The sequence below is a fragment of the Streptococcus oralis SK304 genome (genome assembly GCF_000287715.1).
GTDB lineage: Bacteria > Bacillota > Bacilli > Lactobacillales > Streptococcaceae > Streptococcus > Streptococcus oralis_Y.
In genome coordinates this window covers 13,114-35,646 of sequence record NZ_ALJN01000011.1, presented here as the reverse complement: position 1 = coordinate 35,646, position 22,533 = coordinate 13,114, and the positions used below count along the sequence as shown (strand labels likewise).

General features: G+C 35.3%; 18 protein-coding genes and 3 tRNA genes. 8 read left to right on the top strand and 13 right to left on the bottom strand.

Annotated features, from left to right (window positions below; genetic code table 11):
- From rodZ to yfmF, 3 genes are read right to left on the bottom strand one after another with little or no spacing between them, the layout of a single operon-like run.
- The gene (gene rodZ, locus HMPREF1125_RS06010) at nucleotides 1-822 is read right to left on the bottom strand and encodes a cytoskeleton protein RodZ (RefSeq protein WP_001227981.1); all 822 of its coding nucleotides are present in this window, start codon (nucleotides 820-822) and stop codon (nucleotides 1-3) included.
- 35 nt (nucleotides 823-857) lie between these two features.
- Complete coding sequence (gene yfmH, locus HMPREF1125_RS06005; protein ID WP_000170126.1) at nucleotides 858-2,141, bottom strand: EF-P 5-aminopentanol modification-associated protein YfmH; 1,284 nt, start codon at nucleotides 2,139-2,141, stop codon at nucleotides 858-860.
- Nucleotides 2,138-3,388 carry an EF-P 5-aminopentanol modification-associated protein YfmF gene (yfmF, locus tag HMPREF1125_RS06000; protein ID WP_000424578.1) on the bottom strand — a complete coding sequence of 417 codons (1,251 nt, stop codon included), beginning with the start codon at nucleotides 3,386-3,388 and terminating at the stop codon, nucleotides 2,138-2,140. The genes yfmH and yfmF overlap by 4 nt, the downstream gene beginning before the upstream one ends.
- 160 nt (nucleotides 3,389-3,548) lie before the next feature.
- Between yfmF and yaaA the strand changes: the two genes are divergently transcribed.
- Complete coding sequence (yaaA, locus tag HMPREF1125_RS05995; protein ID WP_000455883.1) at nucleotides 3,549-3,917, top strand: S4 domain-containing protein YaaA; 369 nt, start codon at nucleotides 3,549-3,551, stop codon at nucleotides 3,915-3,917.
- A gap of 2 nt (nucleotides 3,918-3,919) precedes the next feature.
- The gene (recF, locus tag HMPREF1125_RS05990; RefSeq protein WP_000266684.1) at nucleotides 3,920-5,011 is read left to right on the top strand and encodes a DNA replication/repair protein RecF; all 1,092 of its coding nucleotides are present in this window, start codon (nucleotides 3,920-3,922) and stop codon (nucleotides 5,009-5,011) included.
- A 53-nt stretch (nucleotides 5,012-5,064) separates the two neighbouring features.
- Here recF and guaB read toward each other — a convergent pair whose 3' ends face one another.
- On the bottom strand, nucleotides 5,065-6,543 hold the full coding sequence (gene guaB / locus HMPREF1125_RS05985; protein WP_000073408.1) for an IMP dehydrogenase: 1,479 nt from the start codon (nucleotides 6,541-6,543) through the stop codon (nucleotides 5,065-5,067).
- 161 nt (nucleotides 6,544-6,704) lie between these two features.
- The gene (gene trpS, locus HMPREF1125_RS05980; RefSeq protein ID WP_000165468.1) at nucleotides 6,705-7,730 is read right to left on the bottom strand and encodes a tryptophan--tRNA ligase; all 1,026 of its coding nucleotides are present in this window, start codon (nucleotides 7,728-7,730) and stop codon (nucleotides 6,705-6,707) included.
- A gap of 195 nt (nucleotides 7,731-7,925) precedes the next feature.
- Here trpS and HMPREF1125_RS05975 point away from each other — a divergent pair, with 195 nt between their 5' ends.
- Together HMPREF1125_RS05975 and HMPREF1125_RS05970 are read left to right on the top strand one after the other, a co-directional pair.
- The gene (locus tag HMPREF1125_RS05975; protein ID WP_000958773.1) at nucleotides 7,926-9,548 is read left to right on the top strand and encodes an ATP-binding cassette domain-containing protein; all 1,623 of its coding nucleotides are present in this window, start codon (nucleotides 7,926-7,928) and stop codon (nucleotides 9,546-9,548) included.
- 61 nt (nucleotides 9,549-9,609) lie between these two features.
- Nucleotides 9,610-12,162 carry a YfhO family protein gene (locus HMPREF1125_RS05970; RefSeq protein WP_000834504.1) on the top strand — a complete coding sequence of 851 codons (2,553 nt, stop codon included), beginning with the start codon at nucleotides 9,610-9,612 and terminating at the stop codon, nucleotides 12,160-12,162.
- A gap of 21 nt (nucleotides 12,163-12,183) precedes the next feature.
- Here HMPREF1125_RS05970 and HMPREF1125_RS05965 read toward each other — a convergent pair whose 3' ends face one another.
- A complete protein-coding gene (locus tag HMPREF1125_RS05965; protein WP_000472074.1) occupies nucleotides 12,184-14,838 on the bottom strand; it encodes a YhgE/Pip domain-containing protein in 2,655 nt (884 codons plus the stop codon).
- A gap of 127 nt (nucleotides 14,839-14,965) precedes the next feature.
- On the opposite strand from HMPREF1125_RS05965, the gene HMPREF1125_RS05960 reads away from it, so the two are divergent.
- Nucleotides 14,966-15,508 carry a TetR/AcrR family transcriptional regulator gene (locus tag HMPREF1125_RS05960; protein ID WP_000665086.1) on the top strand — a complete coding sequence of 181 codons (543 nt, stop codon included), beginning with the start codon at nucleotides 14,966-14,968 and terminating at the stop codon, nucleotides 15,506-15,508.
- A 37-nt stretch (nucleotides 15,509-15,545) separates the two neighbouring features.
- Here HMPREF1125_RS05960 and HMPREF1125_RS05955 read toward each other — a convergent pair.
- The 7 genes from HMPREF1125_RS05955 to rlmH form a co-directional block, all read right to left on the bottom strand.
- A tRNA-Asn gene (locus HMPREF1125_RS05955) sits at nucleotides 15,546-15,619 on the bottom strand.
- A gap of 5 nt (nucleotides 15,620-15,624) precedes the next feature.
- A tRNA-Glu gene (locus tag HMPREF1125_RS05950) sits at nucleotides 15,625-15,696 on the bottom strand.
- 51 nt (nucleotides 15,697-15,747) lie between these two features.
- Entirely contained in the window at nucleotides 15,748-16,500 is a 753-nt protein-coding gene (gene comE / locus HMPREF1125_RS05945) for a competence system response regulator transcription factor ComE (RefSeq protein WP_000866079.1), read from the bottom strand.
- Nucleotides 16,497-17,816, bottom strand: coding sequence for a competence system sensor histidine kinase ComD (gene comD, locus HMPREF1125_RS05940; RefSeq protein ID WP_000362889.1), 1,320 nt, complete (start codon nucleotides 17,814-17,816; stop codon nucleotides 16,497-16,499). The genes comE and comD overlap by 4 nt, the downstream gene beginning before the upstream one ends.
- Before the next feature lie 20 nt (nucleotides 17,817-17,836).
- The gene (gene comC / locus HMPREF1125_RS05935; RefSeq protein WP_000799677.1) at nucleotides 17,837-17,962 is read right to left on the bottom strand and encodes a competence-stimulating peptide ComC; all 126 of its coding nucleotides are present in this window, start codon (nucleotides 17,960-17,962) and stop codon (nucleotides 17,837-17,839) included.
- 164 nt (nucleotides 17,963-18,126) lie between these two features.
- Nucleotides 18,127-18,200: transfer RNA gene (locus tag HMPREF1125_RS05930), tRNA-Arg, on the bottom strand.
- Between the two features lie 43 nt (nucleotides 18,201-18,243).
- Nucleotides 18,244-18,723: a 23S rRNA (pseudouridine(1915)-N(3))-methyltransferase RlmH gene (gene rlmH, locus HMPREF1125_RS05925; protein WP_000694227.1), complete on the bottom strand. Its 480-nt coding sequence runs from the start codon at nucleotides 18,721-18,723 to the stop codon at nucleotides 18,244-18,246.
- 177 nt (nucleotides 18,724-18,900) lie between these two features.
- Here rlmH and HMPREF1125_RS05920 point away from each other — a divergent pair, with 177 nt between their 5' ends.
- From HMPREF1125_RS05920 to dnaA, 3 genes are all read left to right on the top strand, one after another.
- Nucleotides 18,901-20,091: a S1C family serine protease gene (locus HMPREF1125_RS05920; protein ID WP_000681811.1), complete on the top strand. Its 1,191-nt coding sequence runs from the start codon at nucleotides 18,901-18,903 to the stop codon at nucleotides 20,089-20,091.
- A 57-nt stretch (nucleotides 20,092-20,148) separates the two neighbouring features.
- Nucleotides 20,149-20,907 carry a ParB/RepB/Spo0J family partition protein gene (locus tag HMPREF1125_RS05915; RefSeq protein ID WP_002883005.1) on the top strand — a complete coding sequence of 253 codons (759 nt, stop codon included), beginning with the start codon at nucleotides 20,149-20,151 and terminating at the stop codon, nucleotides 20,905-20,907.
- Between the two features lie 279 nt (nucleotides 20,908-21,186).
- Complete coding sequence (gene dnaA, locus HMPREF1125_RS05910; RefSeq protein ID WP_419185387.1) at nucleotides 21,187-22,485, top strand: chromosomal replication initiator protein DnaA; 1,299 nt, start codon at nucleotides 21,187-21,189, stop codon at nucleotides 22,483-22,485.
- Nucleotides 22,486-22,533 lie beyond the last annotated feature (48 nt).

The following is a 22,533-nucleotide window of genomic DNA, read 5'->3' as shown; positions in this document are numbered from 1 at the left end:
TTAATCTGTAGTAAATGTAAGTGTCACAGTTCCAGTCTGAGTTGTCAGCTTCGAAGTATCAATCGTTTGATTGTCCACAGTCAAAGTAACCCCCTTTACCACACCCAAAGTAATAGTTACAGAATCTTTCGTTGAAACTGTTGTTTTTGCATTCTTATTGTCTGCGGATAGTGTCACACCACCTTCCAACTCACTTCCCGAAACACTAACCCAGCTAGTTGCATCTGAAACCGTCAGTTGAACCGTAGCGGTTTCCTTACTCGTTTTATAGAGAGCTTCAATGCGGTTTCCTTCGCCTGACACTGTAATAGTTGATTCCGTAGTAGAAGATGAGCTAGACGTCTGACTACTAAAAGATGAACTAGTTGAGGTTGTGGAACTAGTTGAGCTAACAACACTATAATTTGCAGAAGAAAGACTTGGCTGAGTTTGGATGTAGTTCCAGACATAGTAAGTCACAAAAATTAAAATCGACAAAGCAAATAGAACGAAATAAAACAAGGGGAGATAAGACGTTTTTTTCTTATTTGATCGTCTGCGACCAGACAAGTCTTCTTCATCAACATCGACCTCTTCATAAGTAATCATACTACCCGAATCATAGGCATCCAAGACAATTCTCTCATCCAACTCTACTGCCCAGGCATATTTTCTTAAAAAAGAACGAGCATAGAAGGTACTAGGAAGTTGATCAAAATCATCTGCCTCCATAGCTTCTAGAAAGTTCAACTGAATTTCAGTTTTTTCCTGTAATTCTTCCAGACTCAATCCCTGGTTAATTCTAGCTAAACGTAGAACCTCGCCAATTGTTTTTTTTCTCATACGTACCATTCCTTCTTTCTAGTATTAGTCATCTTTTAAGCTGGAAAGATGGTAAAATCAACTAGATCACCATCATCAATCAAACGATGTCCAGCTTCTAGAACATCCTCCAAAGTAATTTCCTGTAAAATTTTTGGAAAATCAAAAATTGTTTCTCCGCGATCCATAGGATCGTATTGGGTTGCGATAAATTCCAAGGAGTTCATGCTACTGAAAAGCTCCCCAAACATCTCACTCTTAACAAGATCTAAATGTTCCTCTGTAATATCCGTATCACTACTAAACTGACGAATCGCTTTACGAAATTGATGCGACAGAGAAACAGGCTCTTTGGTATCCATTGTCAATATCACAAAATGAAAGCGACTGTTGACTTCAACCTCAAGTGACAATGACGCATCTAACTTCCCAGTCTCATATAACCTTTGAAAACGGTCAGAAGTCCAACCAAACATCATCGTAAATAGCAATTTCAATAAAATATTGTAACGATAAGACTCAGCTTCTGTTATTTGCCCGTTACCTCTAATCGCAACAGCAAGTTTGGGTGAAGAAACTTCCATCCGAAGACTATCTGTTTGCTTCACAGGCTGCAAGGGTAGTTTCTCTTTTGTAACTGTAAACTGTTCTAAAGTTTTCTTTTCCTTTTTCGAAAAGTATTCCTCAACAACTTCCACATCAATATTCCCAACTAAAAACAGTGACATGTTGACAGGCTTGTAAAAGTCTGTAAAGTTTTCTTTTAAATTTGAAACTTGAATCTCAGAAATTGATTTTTCACTTCCAACAATATCTGTTGCTAAAGGAGTATCAGGATAAAGGTTGGCCAATGTTGCAAAAAACAAGCGTGAGTCTGGATCGTCTTGGTACATTTCTCGTTCTTGCTGGATAATATCCTGTTCCCTCAAAACAGACTCTTCTGTCAAATGAACATCTCCGACTAACTCATCTAGCAAATCTAAATTCTCTAATAGATGGTCAATTGTTGAAAAAAGATAGCTGGTTTTAGTAAAGCTTGTAAAGGCATTGCTTTCCGCACCTAATCGAGTAAAAGCAGCCATTATGTCCTCAGAGTTTTCTCTTTCAAACAATTTATGTTCAAGAAAATGTGCAATTCCTGCTGGATGATGACGTAAACCTTTGTCTAAACTTGTATAAGTTGCATCTACGGAACCAAATTGAACCGTTACAACCCCATAAACCTCATTGAAATCTTGTTTAGGGAGTAAAGAAACTGTCAATCCATTTGACAATTGTGTTTTGTAGACTGTTTCCTTTACAGCAGGATAGTATTTTTCTTCAAAAGTAACCTTTGTCATTCTACTCCTTCCATAAAGTAAATTGCTTGTAACTTCAAACTGTTGGCAGCTTTACATACCGCTTCTTTATCAACACTCTCTAATTTTGCCACCAATCGATCCATATCAAAGCTTGATTTTCCAAATAGAGCATTCAAATAGGCTCTTTCAACCAGAGTCTGTTGATTATCTTGAGCAATCAATAAAGATCTTCGAATCATCTCCTTGGTTTGTTCAAGTTCAAAATCTGTAAAGTTGCCCTTTTTCAGATCTAGCAATTGATGATTCATCATTTTTCTAGCCTGATTTCGATTTTCTCTATCGATACCCGCATACATCCTTAACAGACCACTAAACAAATCCAATTGACTAGATACTGTATAGGCAATTCCAGTATTTTCACGAACGTTTGTAAAAAGTTTCGAATGTGCAAATTCACCCAACAAACCATTCATGACAAGCATGGATAAATGCTCATCATCGCCATATTTTACAGTAGAATGATAGCCTAATTCCAAAATAGATTGCCCAACATTCCTCTGAACCATTCCCTCTCGTAGGACATTCGAATAAGATTGATAATATTGGATAGGAACACAATTCTCTCTAGCTGTAAGGGATAATGACTTCAGTGATTCTGTAATTTCTACTTCATTAAAATCACCTAAGAAAAAGAAATCAATTCGATCATTTTTCAGAGCATCTTGAAAGCAAGTGTAGCTACTTTCTGGAGACTCATTTGAAATGCTATTTCGTAAATCACTGTATCTCAATTGAAGACGCTCATCACGGAAGAACAAGCTATCCAACTCCTTATGAGAAAAATAAAATGAATCATCCATGTCAGTAGCTAAACTAGCCAACAACTGTTTTCTTTCAATTTCAAATAAGGCTGGCTCAAAAGCACTATCTTGAACTAAGGGAGCAAATAAAGTCTGTTTCACCAATTCCAAAATTCGAGAAGTCAAGACATTCTTTTTACTTAAAAAATCATCCCTCACATAGGTAAACGTTAAGTCAAGAATATGTGCCTGTCCCCTACGATAAGCACTTGTGGAAATATCTGTTCCATATAAACTTGCCAAGTATCTGCGAAATACTTGAGATGTTGGGTAAACTTGATTTGCCGTCTCCAACATACTCGCGCTCAACATGCGTCCTGCTATTGTCTCAAGAGATAAGGGAGCAGTAAAACGAATAGTGATTTTATTTGTTTTAAACTTTTTGGATTGAACAAAATGTGCTGAAATTCCAGGCACTAATTCCATACCTTACCTCCTTACATATAGAGTTCTATTATACCACGAAAATCAAAATTTTTCTTGTTCTCTTTATAGCTTTAAAGAGTAAAATCGTTTTCATTTCAGCTAACTTTCCCTCAGCTATTTCAAGGAAAATATGGTATAATACCAAAGATTGAGGTGAATTATGGAATACAAATTATTTGAAGAATTTATTACGCTCCAAGCCCTCCTAAAAGAGCTTGGAATTATACAAAGCGGTGGTGCTATTAAATCTTTTTTAATGGAGCATCAAGTTTACTTTAATGGTGAATTAGAAAATAGACGTGGGAAAAAAATTCGTGTTGGAGATACGATTGACATTCCTGATTTAAAGATTGACATCACCTTGACACAACCAAGTTTAAAAGAGCAAGAAGAATACCAAGCAGATAAGATTGAAAAAGAGCGGATTGCCAAACTTGTCAAAGAGATGAATAAGGGTGTAAAGAAAGAAAAACAAAAAACTTCTTTATCGCCTAAAGCCAAACAAGTTCCGCGTTTTCCAGGAAGATAACCATGTGGCTCCAACATTTAACAATTAAAACTTTTCGAAACTACAAAGAGGCAAAAATTGATTTCAATCCAAAATTAAACGTCTTTCTAGGTCAAAATGCACAAGGAAAAACCAATATTCTAGAAGCAATCTATTTCTTGGCCTTGACACGTAGTCATCGGACTCGTACAGATAAAAATCTCATTCATTTTGATGACGAGCAACTCCATCTTTCTGGCTTGCTACAGAAAAAAACAGGTTCTATCCCTCTAGAAATTGATTTAACGCCAAAAGGGCGTGTGACTAAAGTCAATCACTTAAAGCAAGCTCGCCTATCAGACTACATCGGACATATGAATGTGGTCCTCTTTGCACCTGAAGATCTCCAGTTAATTAAAGGGGCGCCCTCTGTTCGTCGAAAATTTATAGACATTGAACTGGGACAAATTAAACCAATCTACTTGTCAGACTTGTCAAACTATAACCATATACTCAAGCAAAGAAATACTTACCTAAAATCCAGCCAGAAGATTGACGAAACATTTCTGTCAGTCTTAGATGATCAGTTAGTAGAATACGGTTGTCGCGTCATAAAGCATCGGATAAAATTCATTAAAGACCTAGAGAAATTTGGTCAAAAAAAACACTTAGAAATTTCAAACCAATTAGAAGAGTTGTCAATATCTTATCAATCATCTGTCAACTTCACCAATGAAGAAATCTTAATGGATTCTTTTAAAATGGCTTTAGAGAAAAGTAAAGCAAGAGATTTATTTAAAAAGAATACTGGTGTTGGCCCTCATCGAGATGACATTACTTTCTATATCAATGGTATAGATGCTAGTTTTGGAAGTCAAGGTCAACATCGCAGTCTTGTTCTCTCTATCAAACTAGCAGAGATCGAGCTAATGGAAAGTATTACCAACGAGTCTCCGATACTCTTGCTTGATGATGTTATGAGCGAACTTGATAACACCCGGCAACTAAAATTACTAGAAACCATTTCTCAATCTATCCAAACCTTTATCACAACAACAAGTTTGGATCACTTACAAAACTTGCCAGAAAACCTTAGTATTTTCAATATTCAAAACGGTCAGATATCTGTAAATTAAATTGACACTGTTGTAAATAAAAGAACCCCTAATTTTCAGGAGTTCTTTTTTGTTTACATAGAGTAGTTTGGTGCTTCATTAGTAATTTGCACATCATGAGGATGACTTTCTTTTAGACCAGCTCCAGACATTTCAATAAATTGAGCATTATCATGTAGTTCTTTAAGGTTAGCTGCACCACAGTAACCCATACCAGAGCGAATACCACCAATCATTTGGAAAACGATATCAGCTACAGCACCTTTATAAGCAACACGACCTTCAATTCCTTCTGGAACGAGTTTGTTTGCTTCATTAACAGAACCTTGGAAGTAACGATCGCTTGAACCTTTCTTCATTGCAGCGATTGATCCCATACCACGGTAAGTCTTAAACTTACGTCCTTGGAAGATTTCCGTTTCACCTGGCGCTTCGTCTGTTCCAGCAAACATTGATCCAAGCATAACAGCATTTCCACCTGCAGCAAGGGCCTTTACAATATCTCCAGAATACTTGATTCCACCATCAGCGATGATTGTTTTGCCATATTCATGCGCAACTGCTGCTGCATCATAGATTGCTGTAACTTGTGGTACACCAACACCTGCAATCACACGAGTGGTACAGATAGAACCTGGTCCAATTCCAACTTTGACAACATCTACACCTGCTTCGTAAAGAGCACGCGCTCCTTCTGCAGTTGCAATATTACCTGCAATCAAAGTACGATCTGGGAAATGAGCACGAATTTCAGCAATTTTACGCAGAACTCCAGCAGAGTGACCATGTGCAGTATCAATAACAATTGCGTCAGCACCTGCTTCAAAAAGGGCTTCAGCACGTTCAAATGTATCTGAAGTGACACCCACCGCACCAGCAACTAGAAGACGACCAAACTCATCTTTAGCAGCATTTGGAAACTCAATAACTTTTTCAATATCTTTGATAGTAATCAAGCCAGAAAGACGGCCTTCCTCGTCAACCAAAGGAAGTTTTTCAATACGGTGTTCTTGAAGAATATGTTCAGCTGTTGCAAGATCTGTACCAACAGGAGCAGTGACAAGATTTTCACTGGTCATATGGTTCGAGATTGGTTGATTGTAATCTGAAATAAAGCGAAGATCTCGGTTTGTTAGAATACCAACCAATTTACGATTTTCAAGTGTTTCTACAACTGGAACACCACTGATACGGTAACGTCCCATCAGTTCGTCTGCCTCAGCAATGGTATGTTCTGGAGTCAAGAAGAATGGATCAATAATAACACCATTTTCAGAACGTTTTACCTTGCGAACTTCATCTGCCTGTTGCGCAATAGACATATTTTTATGGATTACTCCAAGACCACCTGCACGAGCAATGGCAATGGCCATTTGACTCTCTGTGACTGTATCCATGGCGGCTGTTATAATTGGGATATTTAAAGTCAGATTATCTGCCAATTTTGTTGTTAAATCTGCATCATTAGGCAACACATGACTTTCTGCTGGAATGAGCAATACATCATCAAAGGTAAAACCTTTTTTCAAAAATTTAGTGTCCCAATTAGACATTGAAGTTTCCTCTTTTCTTTCTTTTTGAGCTTGACTCTTTTTGTATTGTATCTATCATACCATTCTATGGAAATTTGTCAATTATATTTATAGCAGAAAATATAAAAAACTATCCCTGTTATTCTATGGAAGAGATAGTTTTACGATTCATATTTTATCTATTATTTAAAATAATTTAGTCCCATTGCTCCCTTAACTTCAGATAGAGTTTGCCCTGCAACCTCACGAGCTTTTTCACTACCTTTTTGAAGCATATTGTGCACTTCACCCATATCCTTAGCAAATTCGATACGGCGCTCACGAATAGGACCAAGTTCGCGTTCTAATATTTCAAGTAGATAACGTTTCGTCTTCACATCACCAAGACCACCACGTTGATAATGCTCTTTCATATCCGCAATTTCTTGAGCATCTTCTGGACGACCAAACACATCTAGATAATGGAAAACCATGTTTCCTTCAATCTTACCTGGATCCTCCACTCGAATATGATCCGGATCAGTATACATACTCATGACTTTTTTACGTAAAGTATCCGCATCATCTGCTAGATAAATACCATTATTAAGGGATTTAGACATTTTAGCATTTCCATCTAGACCAGGCAAGCGTCCTGCTCTCTCATTTTCTGGATATATCCCTTCTGGCTCCACTAAGACATCACAGTTATATGCATTATTAAAGGAACGAACAATCTCACGAGTTTGTTCAATCATTGGTTTCTGATCTGTCCCTACAGGAACATAATTAGCCTTGAAGGCAGTAATATCTGCTGCTTGCGCAATTGGATAAACCAAAAATCCTGTCGGAATACTTTCTCCAAACCCTTTCTGAGCAATCTCTGTTTTCACCGTAGGATTGCGCTCCAAACGAGCTAGTGACACCAAATTCATATAGTACATAGATAGTTCAGCCAACTCTGGGATTTGGCTTTGAATAAAGATAGTTGATTTGCTTGGATCCAATCCAACTGCTAGATAATCCAAGGCAACATTCCCAATAGACTCTACAATTGTTTGAGGATCTTTGGCGTGATCTGTCAAGGCTTGTTGGTCCGCCAAAAAAACAAACATCTCATACTTGTCTTCTTCCTGCAGTAATACTCTATTTTTGAGACTTCCAACATAATGTCCAATATGCAATTTTCCTGTTGGACGATCTCCTGTTAAAATAATGGGTTTCGTCATTTTTTTCTCCTTCAAAATAGTCTCTTCAATTATAGCATTTTTTTGTTAAAATAACAGAAAATTATTTAAATCAAACAACCAACTCATTGTAAACAAACCTGTCAATTTAATTGACATAAAATTGACAAACAAAAATTTGAATATTTCTCTCTTTTCTAGTAGAATAAATGTATTACATATTATAGGAGAAAAACATTGCTTACAGTATCTGATGTTTCACTACGTTTTAGTGATCGCAAACTTTTTGATGATGTCAATATCAAATTTACAGAAGGAAATACATACGGATTAATTGGTGCTAATGGTGCTGGGAAGTCTACATTCTTAAAAATCTTGGCTGGTGATATTGAGCCAACAACTGGTCACATCTCTCTTGGTCCAGATGAACGTCTCTCTGTTCTTCGTCAAAATCACTTTGACTATGAAGATGAACGTGCAATTGATGTCGTTATCATGGGAAATGAAAAACTTTATAGCATCATGAAGGAAAAAGATGCTATCTACATGAAGGAAGATTTCTCTGATGAGGATGGTGTGCGTGCCGCCGAACTCGAAGGTGAATTTGCCGAACTTGGAGGTTGGGAGGCAGAGAGTGAAGCGTCTCAACTACTTCAAAATCTTAATATTCCAGAAGAATTGCACTATCAAAACATGAGCGAATTGGCCAATGGTGAAAAAGTGAAGGTTCTCCTTGCCAAAGCACTTTTTGGCAAACCAGATGTTCTTCTCTTGGACGAGCCAACCAACGGTTTGGATATCCAGTCTATTACTTGGCTAGAAGACTTCTTGATTGACTTTGATAACACTGTTATCGTGGTATCTCATGACCGCCACTTCTTAAACAAAGTATGTACCCACATGGCCGACCTTGACTTTGGAAAAATCAAACTCTATGTCGGAAACTACGACTTCTGGAAAGAATCTTCTGAGCTCGCTGCTAAATTGCTAGCAGACCGTAATGCCAAGGCAGAAGAGAAAATTAAGCAATTGCAAGAATTCGTTGCTCGCTTCTCTGCCAACGCTTCTAAGTCAAGACAGGCAACGTCTCGTAAAAAAATGCTTGACAAGATTGAATTAGAAGAGATTGTGCCATCTAGTCGTAAATATCCATTTATCAACTTTAAAGCAGAACGTGAGATTGGTAATGATCTCTTGACAGTAGAAAATCTAACTGTAAAGATTGATGGTGAAACTATCCTGGACAATATTAGTTTCATCTTGCGTCCAGGTGATAAGACAGCTCTTATTGGACAAAATGACATTCAAACGACTGCATTAATTCGTGCAATTATGGGTGACATCGACTACGAAGGAACGGTTAAGTGGGGAGTTACTACTAGCCGTTCTTACTTGCCAAAAGACAACTCAGCTGATTTTGCAGGAGGAGAGTCAATCCTTGACTGGTTGCGTCAATTTGCAAGTAAAGAAGAAGATGACAATACCTTCCTACGTGGTTTCCTTGGTCGTATGCTCTTCTCTGGAGACGAGGTTAACAAACCTGTAAACGTCTTGTCAGGGGGAGAAAAAGTACGTGTCATGCTTTCAAAACTCATGCTCTTGAAATCAAATGTCCTTGTACTTGATGATCCAACAAACCACTTGGACTTGGAATCTATCTCAAGCTTGAACGATGGATTGAAAAACTTTAAAGAATCAATCATCTTTGCTAGTCATGATCACGAGTTCATTCAAACTTTAGCAAACCATATTATTGTTTTGTCTAAGAATGGCGTCATTGATCGTATTGATGAAACCTATGATGAATTCCTAGAAAATGCAGAAGTACAAGCAAAAGTTAAAGAACTTTGGGAAGACTAAATAAGACTTCAAAACTCAGTTGGGGTAACCAACTGAGTTTTCTATCATTCTACGAGGTAACATGAAATCATTTTTTAAAACATATTGGACCTATTTTGTTTCTTTCATCATTCCTTTAGTAATTATGACTGGAGTATACCTAACTCAAGGTATCTACTGGAATAGCGATGTATCTCCACTATTAGGAGACGGTTTCCATCAATACGTTATTTTTGATGTAGCTTTACGAAATATTCTACATGGAAATGGCAGTTTATTTTACACCTTTACAAGTGGCCTCGGACTGAATTTCTATGCTCTATCTAGTTATTACTTAGGTAGTTTTCTTTCACCCCTGGTTTACTTTTTTAATCTGTCAAATATGCCAGATGCTGTCTATCTGACCACTCTCTTAAAATTTGGGTTGATTGGTCTGTCAACCTTCTTTAGTTTGAATAGATTATTTAAAGATATCCCAAAATTTTTAAAACTTACCTTATCTACTTCCTATGCTTTAATGAGCTTCACTGTCAGTCAGTTAGAGATAAAAACTTGGCTAGATGTTTTTATCTTGATTCCTTTAATTATAACTGGTTTACACCTACTTATAACACAAAAGAAGCGCCTACTATACTTTACAAGTCTGTCAATCTTGTTTATCCAAAATTATTATTTTGGATATATGACAGCATTGTTTCTTATTTTCTGGTATCTCTGCCAAATTTCTTGGGACTTTAAAACTAGAAAATCATCTTTTCTTGATTTTGTTGTTACCTCCTTTTTAGCAGGAATGGCTAGTTTGATTATGACTCTTCCTACATTGTTTGATTTACAAACTCATGGGGAGAAGTTAACTGCAATCACAAAAATAAAGACAGATAGTAGTTGGTATCTGGATATTTTCGCAAAACAATTCATTGGATCTTTTGATACAACTAAGTATGGATCTATACCAATGATTTTTGTTGGATTGCTTCCTTTTATTTTGACCATTCTATTTTTCACAATAAAATCCATTAAGTTTCACGTGAAACTTACCTATGCAATTTTCTTTACTTTTTTAATAACAAGCTTTTACATAGAAGCCCTCGATTTATTTTGGCAAGGGATGCATACCCCAAATATGTTTTTGCATCGCTATGCTTGGATTTTTTCCACTCTGTTAATTTATAGTGCAGCAGAAGTCTTAAATCGTCTGAAAGAACTGAAGCTATGGAATCTATTTGTCTCACTTTTTCTGGTACTAACAGGATTTTTGGCTACTGTCTATTTTAAATCACACTATTCTTTTTTAACTGATTTGAATATCCTACTCACTCTTGAATTTCTTCTAGTTTATGCTCTTTTACTTCTTGCAGTCATTAGAAAATTTATCTCTGTAAATCTATTTGCAATTCTTTTGTCTTTATTTATAATAGCTGAGATAAGCTTAAATGCTTCATCTCAAATGGAAGGAATAGCTAAAGAATGGGCCTTTGCTTCTCGTAGCGCCTATAATAGAGATATCACTGCTATGGAATCCATTCTAAACCAAATTGACAATCCATTTACACGTACTGAAAAACTGCAAATTCAGACTGGAAATGACAGTATGAAATTTAACTACAATGGAATCTCTCAATTCTCATCTGTACGAAATCGTTCAACTAGCACTAGTTTGGACAAACTTGGATTCAAATCCTCTGGAACCAACCTCAATCTCCGTTATGCAAATAATAGTCTTTTAGCAGACAGTTTATTTGGAATCCAGTACAATATTTCTGAAACTTCACTTGATAAGTATGGCTTTCAAGAGATCTATCAAAAGGATCATTTAACCTTATATAAAAATCAACTCTCTTTACCCATTGCCTTTGCCACTCAATCTATTTACACTGATGTAAACTTTAACAATCACACTCTAGATAATCAAGCTTTATTTATAAACCAGCTTGCTAATCTCAACTTAGATTATTTCTCCCAAATAACATATGATAAAACAGATAATTCTGAAGGTTTAACAAGTATCACAGGTTCTACGAATGAAGATGCCCGAATTGATTATCAAATTAAGGTTCCTCAAAATAGCCAAGTCTATCTCTCTTTTTCAAATCTTCATTTTACAAACGATAAGCAAAAGAAAGTTGACATCATTGTCAACGGTGAAAAAAAGTCTTTTACAACTGACAATACCTTTAACTTCTTTAATTTGGGTTATACTGAAGAACAAAAAACTTTCAATATCAGTGTTAGCTTCCCTGGAAATTCTCAGGTATCATTTGAATCTCCAGCCTTCTATCGTTTAGATACTCAGGCCCTAACTGAGGCAATCCAAAAAATTGAAGAACAACCTGTAGAAGTATCCACCTCTAAAAATAAAGTCTTTGCTACATATGAAGTAAAACAAGATACCTCTATTTTCTTCACTATTCCTTATGACAAAGGTTGGTCTGCATACCAAGATGGAAAAAAACTTGAAATTAAGCAGGCTCAAACTGGTTTTATGAAGGTTGATGTTCCAAAGGGAAAAGGTACCATTACACTTTCCTTTATCCCTAATGGTTTTGTTATTGGAGCAGCCTGCTCACTAACTGCCCTTCTTCTTTTTGGAATCTATAATCACAGACGAAATTTATCTAAGACAGAAAAAGATTGACCAATTCCTTGGCCAATCTTTTTAATCTTCTTCCATTTTCTTAGGTTGATAAGCTAGCATACCTAAAGCAGTAAAGAAAGCTAGTGTTATAATAAGGAAAATCACTTGGTGATGAATATTTCCTGTCATAGAGATTGTTTGTCGTAAACCTGATACAGAGTAACTCATTGGTAACCAAGGATTGACACCCTTAAAGAAATCATTTGTCAAAGCAAGTGGATAGGTCCCTGCACTTGATGCTAACTGTAATAAAAGTAAAATAAGAGAGAAGAAAGCTCCTATACGGCTATTCCAAGTTGTTAAAGCTGTAACCATAGACATGAAAGCTAAACTTGTGATTATAATTAGAATCAAGGTCCTCATCTCATGGTTCGCAGTCAATCCAATAAGATGGACACCTCCATAAACTAAAACACCTGCTAAGACAGCTATAATCCCATTTATTTCAGAGCGAGACTTCAACCAAGCCCAGCGGCTCTCTGGATGACGTCCAGAAGGCAACTTAGCAAAAATCATATTAGTAGATATAGCAGCAACAAAAAGAGCAACTGATATCATATAAGGAGCCATGGCAATCCCATTTACAGGAACTTGGTCATTATCTGTTTTTGAGAGAACTAGAGGATTAGATAATGTTTCTGCATTTTCAGATTCTGTTGATGCTGATTTGAGCTGATTATTAGCATTTCCTAATCCTTGTCCTAATGAACCAACTCCTGTCTGTAAATCTTCAAGACCAGAGGTTAAGCTTGTTCCACCATCTGCTAGTTTTCCAGCACCATCTGCAATCTTCATAGCGCCACTTCCTAGCTGAGATGCCGCAGAAAGTAACTGTGTTGATTTATCTGTTAATTGACCAGAGCCAAATTGTAATTTAGTGAGACCTGCTATTAGCTCTGGGCTCTTATTATTCAATTGAGCAGAACCAGATGACAAACTTTCTATACCTGATACTAATTCTGGAGCTTTTCCAGCTAACGCATCTACTCCAGCTGTCAAGGTTGATGTATTTTCTGTCAACTTACTGGATCCAGAAACTAATTGATCTAGACTAGTTGTTAAATTTTCATTCTTTTCACTTAGTTTATTAGCACCTATAGAAATAGTATCTAGTCCCTTAGTGTAGTTTACAACTCCTTTTTCAATTGACTGACTTCCAGGAACTAACTGATTGTCTACAGTAGTTTGTAATTTTGTAAATCCATTTGACAATGTTGTCAAGGAGCTAGATGCTACAGGTAAGAGTTGATTTGCTTTCGTCTGTACATCAGATAGATTGGTTACTTGTTGTTCTGAATTCTCTATACTTTCTTTCAATCCTCCTACTGTCGTTAAAATTGTTTTTGCTGACTCAATAGTAGAATTAGAATTTTTAGAAATAGCTTCTATCAGTTCTTTCTTTTGTTCCTCTGTGAGAGATTGATAAGTAGCTGTTGATTGAAGGTTAGCAATAGTTTTCTCTTGTTCTGTCTGACTTTTGGTCACAATATCCTGAGCAAGAGTTGTTAGATTTTGCAAAGCTTCTGACAATGTACCTTTCAGTTGAGTATTATCTGACATTGTAAGAGCTTGTAGTGTTTTATTTAGTTCTCCTAGACTAGTTGCCAATTGAGTTATTTGTTCATTCTGTTGAGATGAGGAATTCAGTTGATTTGAAATTTCTTTAATACCAGTATTTAATTGCTCCATTCCATCTCTTAGTGCATCTGATTGATTTGATAATTGACTTGTTCCATTAGAAAGTTTTTCTACACTACTTGTATAAGCATTTACACCAACTGAAAATTGATTGAGACCTGTATCCAATTGTGAAACCCCACCTGTATAGGACTTTATACCTGTATTCAGCTGATTTACACCTGCCACCAATTCAGGAGTTCTTGAGGCCAATTGACCAAGTCCAGTGTCAACCTGTGAAACTGCATTTGTATAACTTTGTAAACCACTATTAAAAGTTCCTAAACCAAGATGTAATTGCTCTATAGCAGATACATAGGCAGACAATCCCTTTGTAAATTGATTAGCTCCATTTGAAAAAGTTACACTTGAGTTAGCTAGAGTATTGAGATTTGTCGTCAATGTTTGACTTCCTTTTGCTAACTGATTAGTCCCATCAGCCAGTTGTTCACTTCCATCAGCTGCTTTATTTATCCCAAACTTCAAGTCACTCATTTTTTGAAATAGTGCCTTGGTGTATGTTTCAGTTACATTCGTAGAGACTGTTTGTTTTAATTGTGTCATTGCAGAATCACTCATCTTACTTGCAATAAAGCTACGGCCACTTGAAGTTTGATAATCAATTTGCATCTGTTCAGGGTGATTTGTTAGGATCGAAGTAGCTTTTTCAGATAGATCACTTGGTAAAGTCACTACCATATAATATTCGCCATCATCTAGCCCCTTTTTCCCCTCTTCTTCATTGACAAAATGAAAATCTAAAGTTTTATTTTCTTTTAAATTAGACACCATGTCTTTTCCTATGGCCATTGTATTTCCATTATAAGAAGCTTCCTTGTCATTATTAACAACTGCTACAGGTAACTCCGATACTTGACCATATGGATCCCACATTGACGATAAAAATATGATATTGTATAAAGCTGGAATGAGAGAAATTCCTATCATTACAATAATGAATGTCGGTTTTTTAAAAATTGCTTTCCATTCTTTAAACATATTTCCTCCTTTTTTAAACATATTGTCTAAATTTTTGATATAATAGATTATACATTAAAAAATCTAAATTACAAGATAAAAAATATTTTTTTAGACATATAGTCTAAATTGTTCATAAGGAGAAACTATGAAAGAAAGTAACAAACGATTAAAAACAAAGAGAAATATTGAAAATGCCATGGTTCAATTATTGATGGATCAGCCCTTCGATCAAATTACTACAATTAAATTAGCAGAAAAAGCTGGAATTAGTCGTTCTAGCTTCTATACCCATTACAAGGATAAGTATGATATGATTGAACATTATCAAAGTAAGTTATTTCATACATTTGAATATATCTTCCAAAAACATGCTCATCATAAAAAAGATGCTATTTTAGAAGTATTTGACTATTTAGAGTCTGAACCATTATTAGCTGCTCTTTTATCTGAAAATGGTACCAAAGAAATCCAAAATTTCTTAAGAAATAAGCTTCATATCATGCTGAGCACGGACCTTCAGAAGCGCTTTATGCAACTACAACTAAATTCAATTGAATTAGAATATAGTAGCATTTATCTAACAAATGCTCTATTTGGAGTTTGTCAAACTTGGATTGCTCATGGAAAAAAAGAAAGTCCGCAAGAAATGACAGACTTCCTTATGAAAATGCTAGGTGATGTCAACTAAAAGAAAAAGAACACCAGATGGTGTTCTTTTTATCTAACTCCGCCAGTAGGACTCGAACCTACGACATCATGATTAACAGTCATGCGCTACTACCAACTGAGCTATGGCGGATAAAATAGTCCGTACGGGATTCGAACCCGTGTTACCGCCGTGAAAAGGCGGTGTCTTAACCCCTTGACCAACGGACCATCTATCTGTAGCAGATATAACCATTATATCAATTTCTTACTTATTGTCAATCACTTTTTAGATTTTTTCTCTAGAATATCTTTTAGTTTGCGAACTTTCAAACGGGTAATCGGGCAACGATGATCTTCATAAAAGACAACTTCTAAGTTCTTTCGATCAATTTCTCTCACATTTCCCACATTGACAAGGAAAGATTTATGGGAGCAATAAAATCGCTGGGTATGTTTGTCCTTTTCCTGAATATCTGTCATAGTTCCATAGAATTCTTTTGCAAAATTCTTACCAATAATCCGAAGTTTATGAGAAACTCCTGTGGTTTCGATATACAAAATGTCATGGTAAGGAATTTTCAAATCATTTCCTTTATAGTTGTAATCAAAATAGTCTACAACATCTTCGTTTTCAAGCAGCATGCTCTTAGTGTAAAAAATACTCTGCTCGATGCGTTTTTTGAACAATTCATCATTGATATCTTTATCAACAAAATCTAGGGCTGATACCTGGTATTTGTACGTTAAGGTAGCAAATTCAGATCGACTAGTAATAAAGACAATAATAGCATAAGGATTGTGATGACGGATAAATTGAGCCACTTCAAAGCCTTTTTTCTCGATTCCATGAATATCAATATCTAGGAAATAAAGCTGGTTTACTTCATCATTTTCGATATATTCCTTAAACTCACGAACTTTTCCTGTTGTCTTATATGAAATAGGAATATTCGATTCTTCCGAGATTTCATTTAATATTCTCTCTAGTCTCACTTGATGTTCAATAACATCTTCTAAAATTAATACTTTCATTCAAATTCCCTCTTAAATCTAATAATTTGTCTAAATGTGTTGTCTTCCATCTCTGTTTCTAAAATAATGTTGTCATACTTATCTAAAATCTCTTTGACATTATTAAGTCCTAGACCTCTATTTCTTCCCTTAGTAGAGAAACCTAAGGCAAATAGGTCCTCTGAAGGCGTCATAGTGATTTTGCATGAATTCTGGATAACTATAACTGTTTCAAAATCCATTTTAATGACTGCAACTTCCATTTGTTTCAAATAACTATCTGCAGCACCTTCAACAGCATTATTTAATAAAATGCTCATGATACGAACAAGATCAAGTAAATCTATTGACAGTCTAGTAATGACATCTTTTACTTCCAATGTAAACTCTACATCATTATTTCGTGCATAGACAATCGATTGAGCAATTAAACTTCGTAAAGCTGAATCTTCTATGTTATTTAAATCAAAGTAAGTATATTTTTCTGACCTCAATTTCTGATTTGCTTTTACTAAGACTTCATTGTAAACCCTGTTAATTTCTTGTAAATCTCCACTGTCAATCGCCATTTGCATGCTGACAAGCATCCCTGCATAATCATGACGAAAACCTCGAATTTCATTATACAACTCCACAATTTCATCAGTATAAGTCTGTAAATGTTTTTGTTCAAATTTCTTTTGTTTTAGAGCAATCTCTTTTTCAATTTGAACCTTGTGAGAATTCATTGCAAAGAAAATCAATAACAAGCAGATAAAAACAATGGTTGATAAAATACTTCCGAAGCTATTTAAATGATGAGTTGTACTTACTATATCTGAAATAAACAATAAGATATGCAAACCAAAGAAAGCAACTATTACTTTTTTTAAAAAAGGGTACAGATAATCTTTATCAAAATATTTAATATCCAGATGAAAATAACGAATTATTATTAGAATAGAAAAATAAGTCATCAACAATACTACTAAAAGAAATGTACTTTTATAATGCAATACTACTTCATCTCCTGTTATAGAAGATAAGGTTACGGATATAAAAGTATGAGTACTGTGATATAATAAAGACAGTAGTAAACTGATAAAAATAGCTTTGTATTTTTCAGACTTCTTTAACTTTCTTAAATAAAGGTACACAACCAAAGGAAATAAAAATTTAGACAAAGCAAAACTATTAGAAAATACTAGTGTAATAATTTCTTCAAGTATAAAAACTGAGATACATGTGTAACAGAAAAAAACAATTTGTTCTTTTCTATTTATTTTACAAATCCATTCATAACTTTTGCTAATGATGAGAAAATAAAAAATAGCTATCCCTAATCCAAATAAATCCATTACTCTCTACCTTTATTTCATTACTTTCTTCTTGGAAAAATAAGATTACGAATTGTTTCTGAAATTCTCCAATCTCCACCTCGAATCTCCTGCAATTCTGCCTCTGTTATCTCTTTAAATTGTTCCAACTTTACTGTATTTTTCATAATGAAATCTCCTGTATTATTTTTTCTTGTAAGTTAACTTACACACCTATTATACAAAATGAAGACCATGTAAGAAAAAATTCTTCCCAACTGTACATTTTTGCACCTGAAACGCACTTTTTTAAGAAAAAAGCTGGGATTTATCCCAGCTTCGCATCTAACATTGATCCCAGCAGGATTCGAACCTGCGACCGTTCGCTTAGAAGGCGAATGCTCTATCCAGCTGAGCTATGAGACCTAACATGACCATTCTATCAAAAAACAGGAGGTAAGTCAATCTTCTATTTATGGTAAGGAGAACCCTGCTGAATTGTAAAAGCACGGTAAATTTGTTCAACTAAAACCAATCTCATTAATTGATGTGGTAATGTCAGACGTCCAAAACTGACAGAAAGATTGGCCCTATTTTTTACAACAGGAGCTAGACCCAAACTTCCTCCAATGATAAAAGTAAGCGTTGAATATCCTTTGATAGAAGCTTGCTCTAGTTGCTTACTAAATTCCTCTGAGGAGAGTGTTTTTCCTTCAATGGCTAGTACAACGACAAAGTCTCTTTCTCCAACCTTAGAAAGAATTCTTTCACCTTCTGTTTCCAAGATTTTTTGATTTTCTAATTCACTGGCTTTGTCAGGTGTCTTCTCATCAGTGAGCTCAATCATTTCTAATTTGGCAAAACGTGAAATTCGTTTGGTATATTCAGCGATTCCATCTTTTAAGTATCTCTCTTTTAATTTTCCTACTGTTACAATTTTTATTTTCATTCTTCTATTCTATCATATCCACACTTCATTTCACATCTTATACACACAAAAATCATCCAAAAACACTATAAAATTCACAGAATAAGGTGAGTTATCCACAACTTGTGTAAAACTTTTAAGCTTAGATTAAGTTAATAGGTTTATAATCTTGACAAACAATAGCAAACGGAGGCGTTTATGAAACACTTACAAAAATTTTACAAAAAAGGAGTTACTTTTCTTGTAATTATTCTAATAGGATTTTTGAGTGGTGCACTAGGAAGTTTTGTAACATTACAACTTTATCAAAAACAAGGAAATCAAGCTACAAATAATAATTCTGGCACTGTAACTCAAACATCATACAAGAATGAAAACTCAACTACTCAAGCAGTGAATAAAATTAAGGATGCTGTTGTATCAGTCATTACTTATTCTGCTAATAAACAAAGTAGTGTATTTGGAACGGAAGAATCAAATTCTGATACGGATAATCAACAGATTGCAAGTGAAGGATCAGGTGTCATCTATAAAAAGAACGAAAATGATGCTTATATTGTAACAAATACTCACGTTATTAACGGAGCTTCAAAAGTCGATATCCGTTTAGCTGATGGTACAAAAGTCCCTGGTGAAATTATTGGATCGGATACCTTCTCTGATATTGCTGTCGTAAAAATTTCTTCAGAAAAAGTTACAACAGTGGCAGAATTTGGTGATTCAAGCCAACTTAATGTTGGAGAAACAGCGATTGCTATTGGTAGTCCGTTAGGTTCAGAATATGCTAATACAGTTACACAGGGAATCATCTCAAGTCTTAATCGAAATGTTTCTCTAAAATCTGAAGATGGTCAAGCTATTTCAACAAAAGCCATTCAAACAGATACGGCCATTAACCCTGGTAACTCTGGTGGTCCGCTTGTAAATATTCAAGGACAAGTAATTGGTATTACATCAAGTAAGATTGCAAGTAATGGTGGAACATCTGTAGAAGGTCTTGGTTTTGCAATTCCTTCAAACGACGTACAAAATATCATTAAACAGCTTGAAAGTGATGGTAAAGTGACTCGTCCTGCTCTTGGAATCCAAATGGTCAATCTGTCTAACGTTGGAGCTAATGATCTTAGAAAACTAAATATTCCAAGTGGCCTCACTTCAGGTGTAGTTGTTCGATCTGTTCAAAGTAATATGCCTGCAAATGGACATCTTCAAAAATACGATGTCATTACTAAAGTTGACGACAAAGAGATTACTTCATCAACAGACTTACAACATGCTCTTTACAACCATGCTATTGGAGACACTATAAAAATAACCTACTACCGTAATGGTAAAGAGGAAACAACCTCTATAAAACTAGATAAGAATTCTGGTGATTTGGAACATTAATTGACATCAGTGTAAAGAAAACTTTACAGAAAGTAAAAGATATGTTAGTGTAGAATCATGGAAAAATTTGAAATGATTTCTATCTCTGAAATACAAAAAAATCCTTACCAACCTCGGAAAGAATTTGATGTAGAAAAATTAAAAGAATTAGCTCAGTCAATCAAAGAAAATGGGCTCATCCAACCAATCATCGTTCGTCAATCTCCTGTAATTGGTTATGAAATCCTTGCAGGAGAGAGACGATATCGAGCTTCTCTCTTGGCTGGTCTGACCTCTATTCCAGCCGTTGTGAAACACCTCTCAGATCAAGAAATGATGGTTCAATCAATCATTGAAAATTTGCAGAGAGAAAATTTAAATCCTGTTGAAGAAGCACGCGCCTACGAATCTTTAGTAGAAAAGGGATTTACTCACACTGAGATAGCAGATAAAATGGGGAAATCTCGTCCTTATATCACTAATTTTATTCGTTTGCTTTCATTACCAGAATATATCTTAGATGAAGTAGAAAATGGAAAAATTTCTCAAGCTCATGCACGTTCACTAGTTGGTTTGGACAAAGAGCAACAAGACTATTTCTTCCAACTAATCAAAAATGAAGACATCTCTGTGAGAAAGTTAGAAGCGCTTCTTACAGAGAAAAAACACAAGAAGCAAAAAAAAAGTGATTCTTTCATCAAAGACGAAGAAGATAAATTAAAAAAACTACTCGGTTTAAGTGTAGAAATTAAACTTTCAAAAAAAGATACTGGAAAGATTATTATCTCCTTTTCAAGTCAAGAAGAATACGATAGAATTATTAACAGCCTGAAATAAGGCTGTTCTTTTATTTTCTCAACCCACAAATTTATCCACCAATTTTTTTATCAAAAAGCCCACTAAATCAAGGATTTTTCTATTTATCCCCAACCTGTGGATAAATACTGTTAACATTGTGGATTCTTTTTCCCAATCTGTGGAAAAATCCTACTATCTATGGTAAAATAAGTCTAGCACTAAACTACTAAAATCATAGTAAAGGAGGAAAACTAGTTGAAAGAAAAGCAATTTTGGAATCGTATTTTAGAATTTGCTCAAGAAAGATTGACTCGATCTATGTATGATTTCTATGCTACACCTGCTGAACTCATCAAAGTAGAAGAAAGTACAGCTACTATATTTCTACCGAGATCAGAGATGGAAATGGTGTGGGAAAAGCAATTAAAAGATATTATCATTGCTGCTGGTTTTGAAATTTATGATTCTGAAATCAAACCTCACTATATTTTCACTAAACCTCAGAGTACAGAATCTCCTCAAGTAAATGATACGAATAGTGTCTCTACTTACAATTACACACCTGCACTACCAACGATTCCTTATTCTGAAACAGGATTAAAAGAAAAATATACCTTTGATAACTTTATTCAAGGTGATGGGAATGTTTGGGCGGTATCTGCTGCGTTAGCTGTATCAGAAGACTTAGCTCTGACCTATAATCCTCTTTTCATCTATGGAGGACCTGGTCTTGGAAAGACTCACTTGCTCAATGCGATTGGAAATGAGATTTTGAAAAATATTCCTGATGCGCGTGTCAAGTACATTCCTGCCGAAAGTTTTATCAATGACTTTCTTGAACACTTGCGACTTGGGGAAATGGAAAAGTTCAAAAAAACTTACCGTAGCCTTGATCTCTTATTGATCGATGATATCCAATCTCTTAGTGGCAAAAAAGTCGCGACCCAGGAAGAATTTTTCAATACCTTCAATGCTCTTCATGATAAGCAGAAACAGATTGTCCTAACCAGTGATCGAAGTCCTAAACACCTAGAAGGACTTGAAGAGAGACTTGTCACACGCTTTAGCTGGGGATTGACGCAAAATATCACTCCTCCTGACTTTGAGACACGTATCGCCATTCTTCAAAGTAAAACAGAGCACTTGGATTACCATTTCCAAAGTGATACTCTAGAATACTTGGCTGGCCAATTTGATTCAAATGTTCGAGAATTGGAAGGAGCAATCAACGATATCACTTTAATTGCCAGAGTGAAGAAGATTAAAGATATTACTATTGATATTGCTGCGGAAGCTATTAGAGCACGTAAGCAAGACGCCCGCCAGATACTTGTTATTCCAATTGAGAAAATCCAAACTGAAGTTGGTAATTTTTATGGAGTGAGTGTCAAAGAAATGAAGGGGACGAGGCGAGTTCAGAACATCGTTTTGGCACGTCAGGTTGCTATGTATCTAGCTAGAGAACTGACAGATAACAGTCTTCCAAAAATCGGAAAAGAATTTGGCGGAAAGGATCACACCACCGTTATTCATGCCCATGCTAAAATCAAATCATTGATTGACGAAGACGATAATTTACGTTTAGAAATAGAAGCAATTAAAAAGAAAATTAAGTAGCTTGTGGATAACTTTTCCTTTCTTATCTTTTTTATCCACATTTTTTAA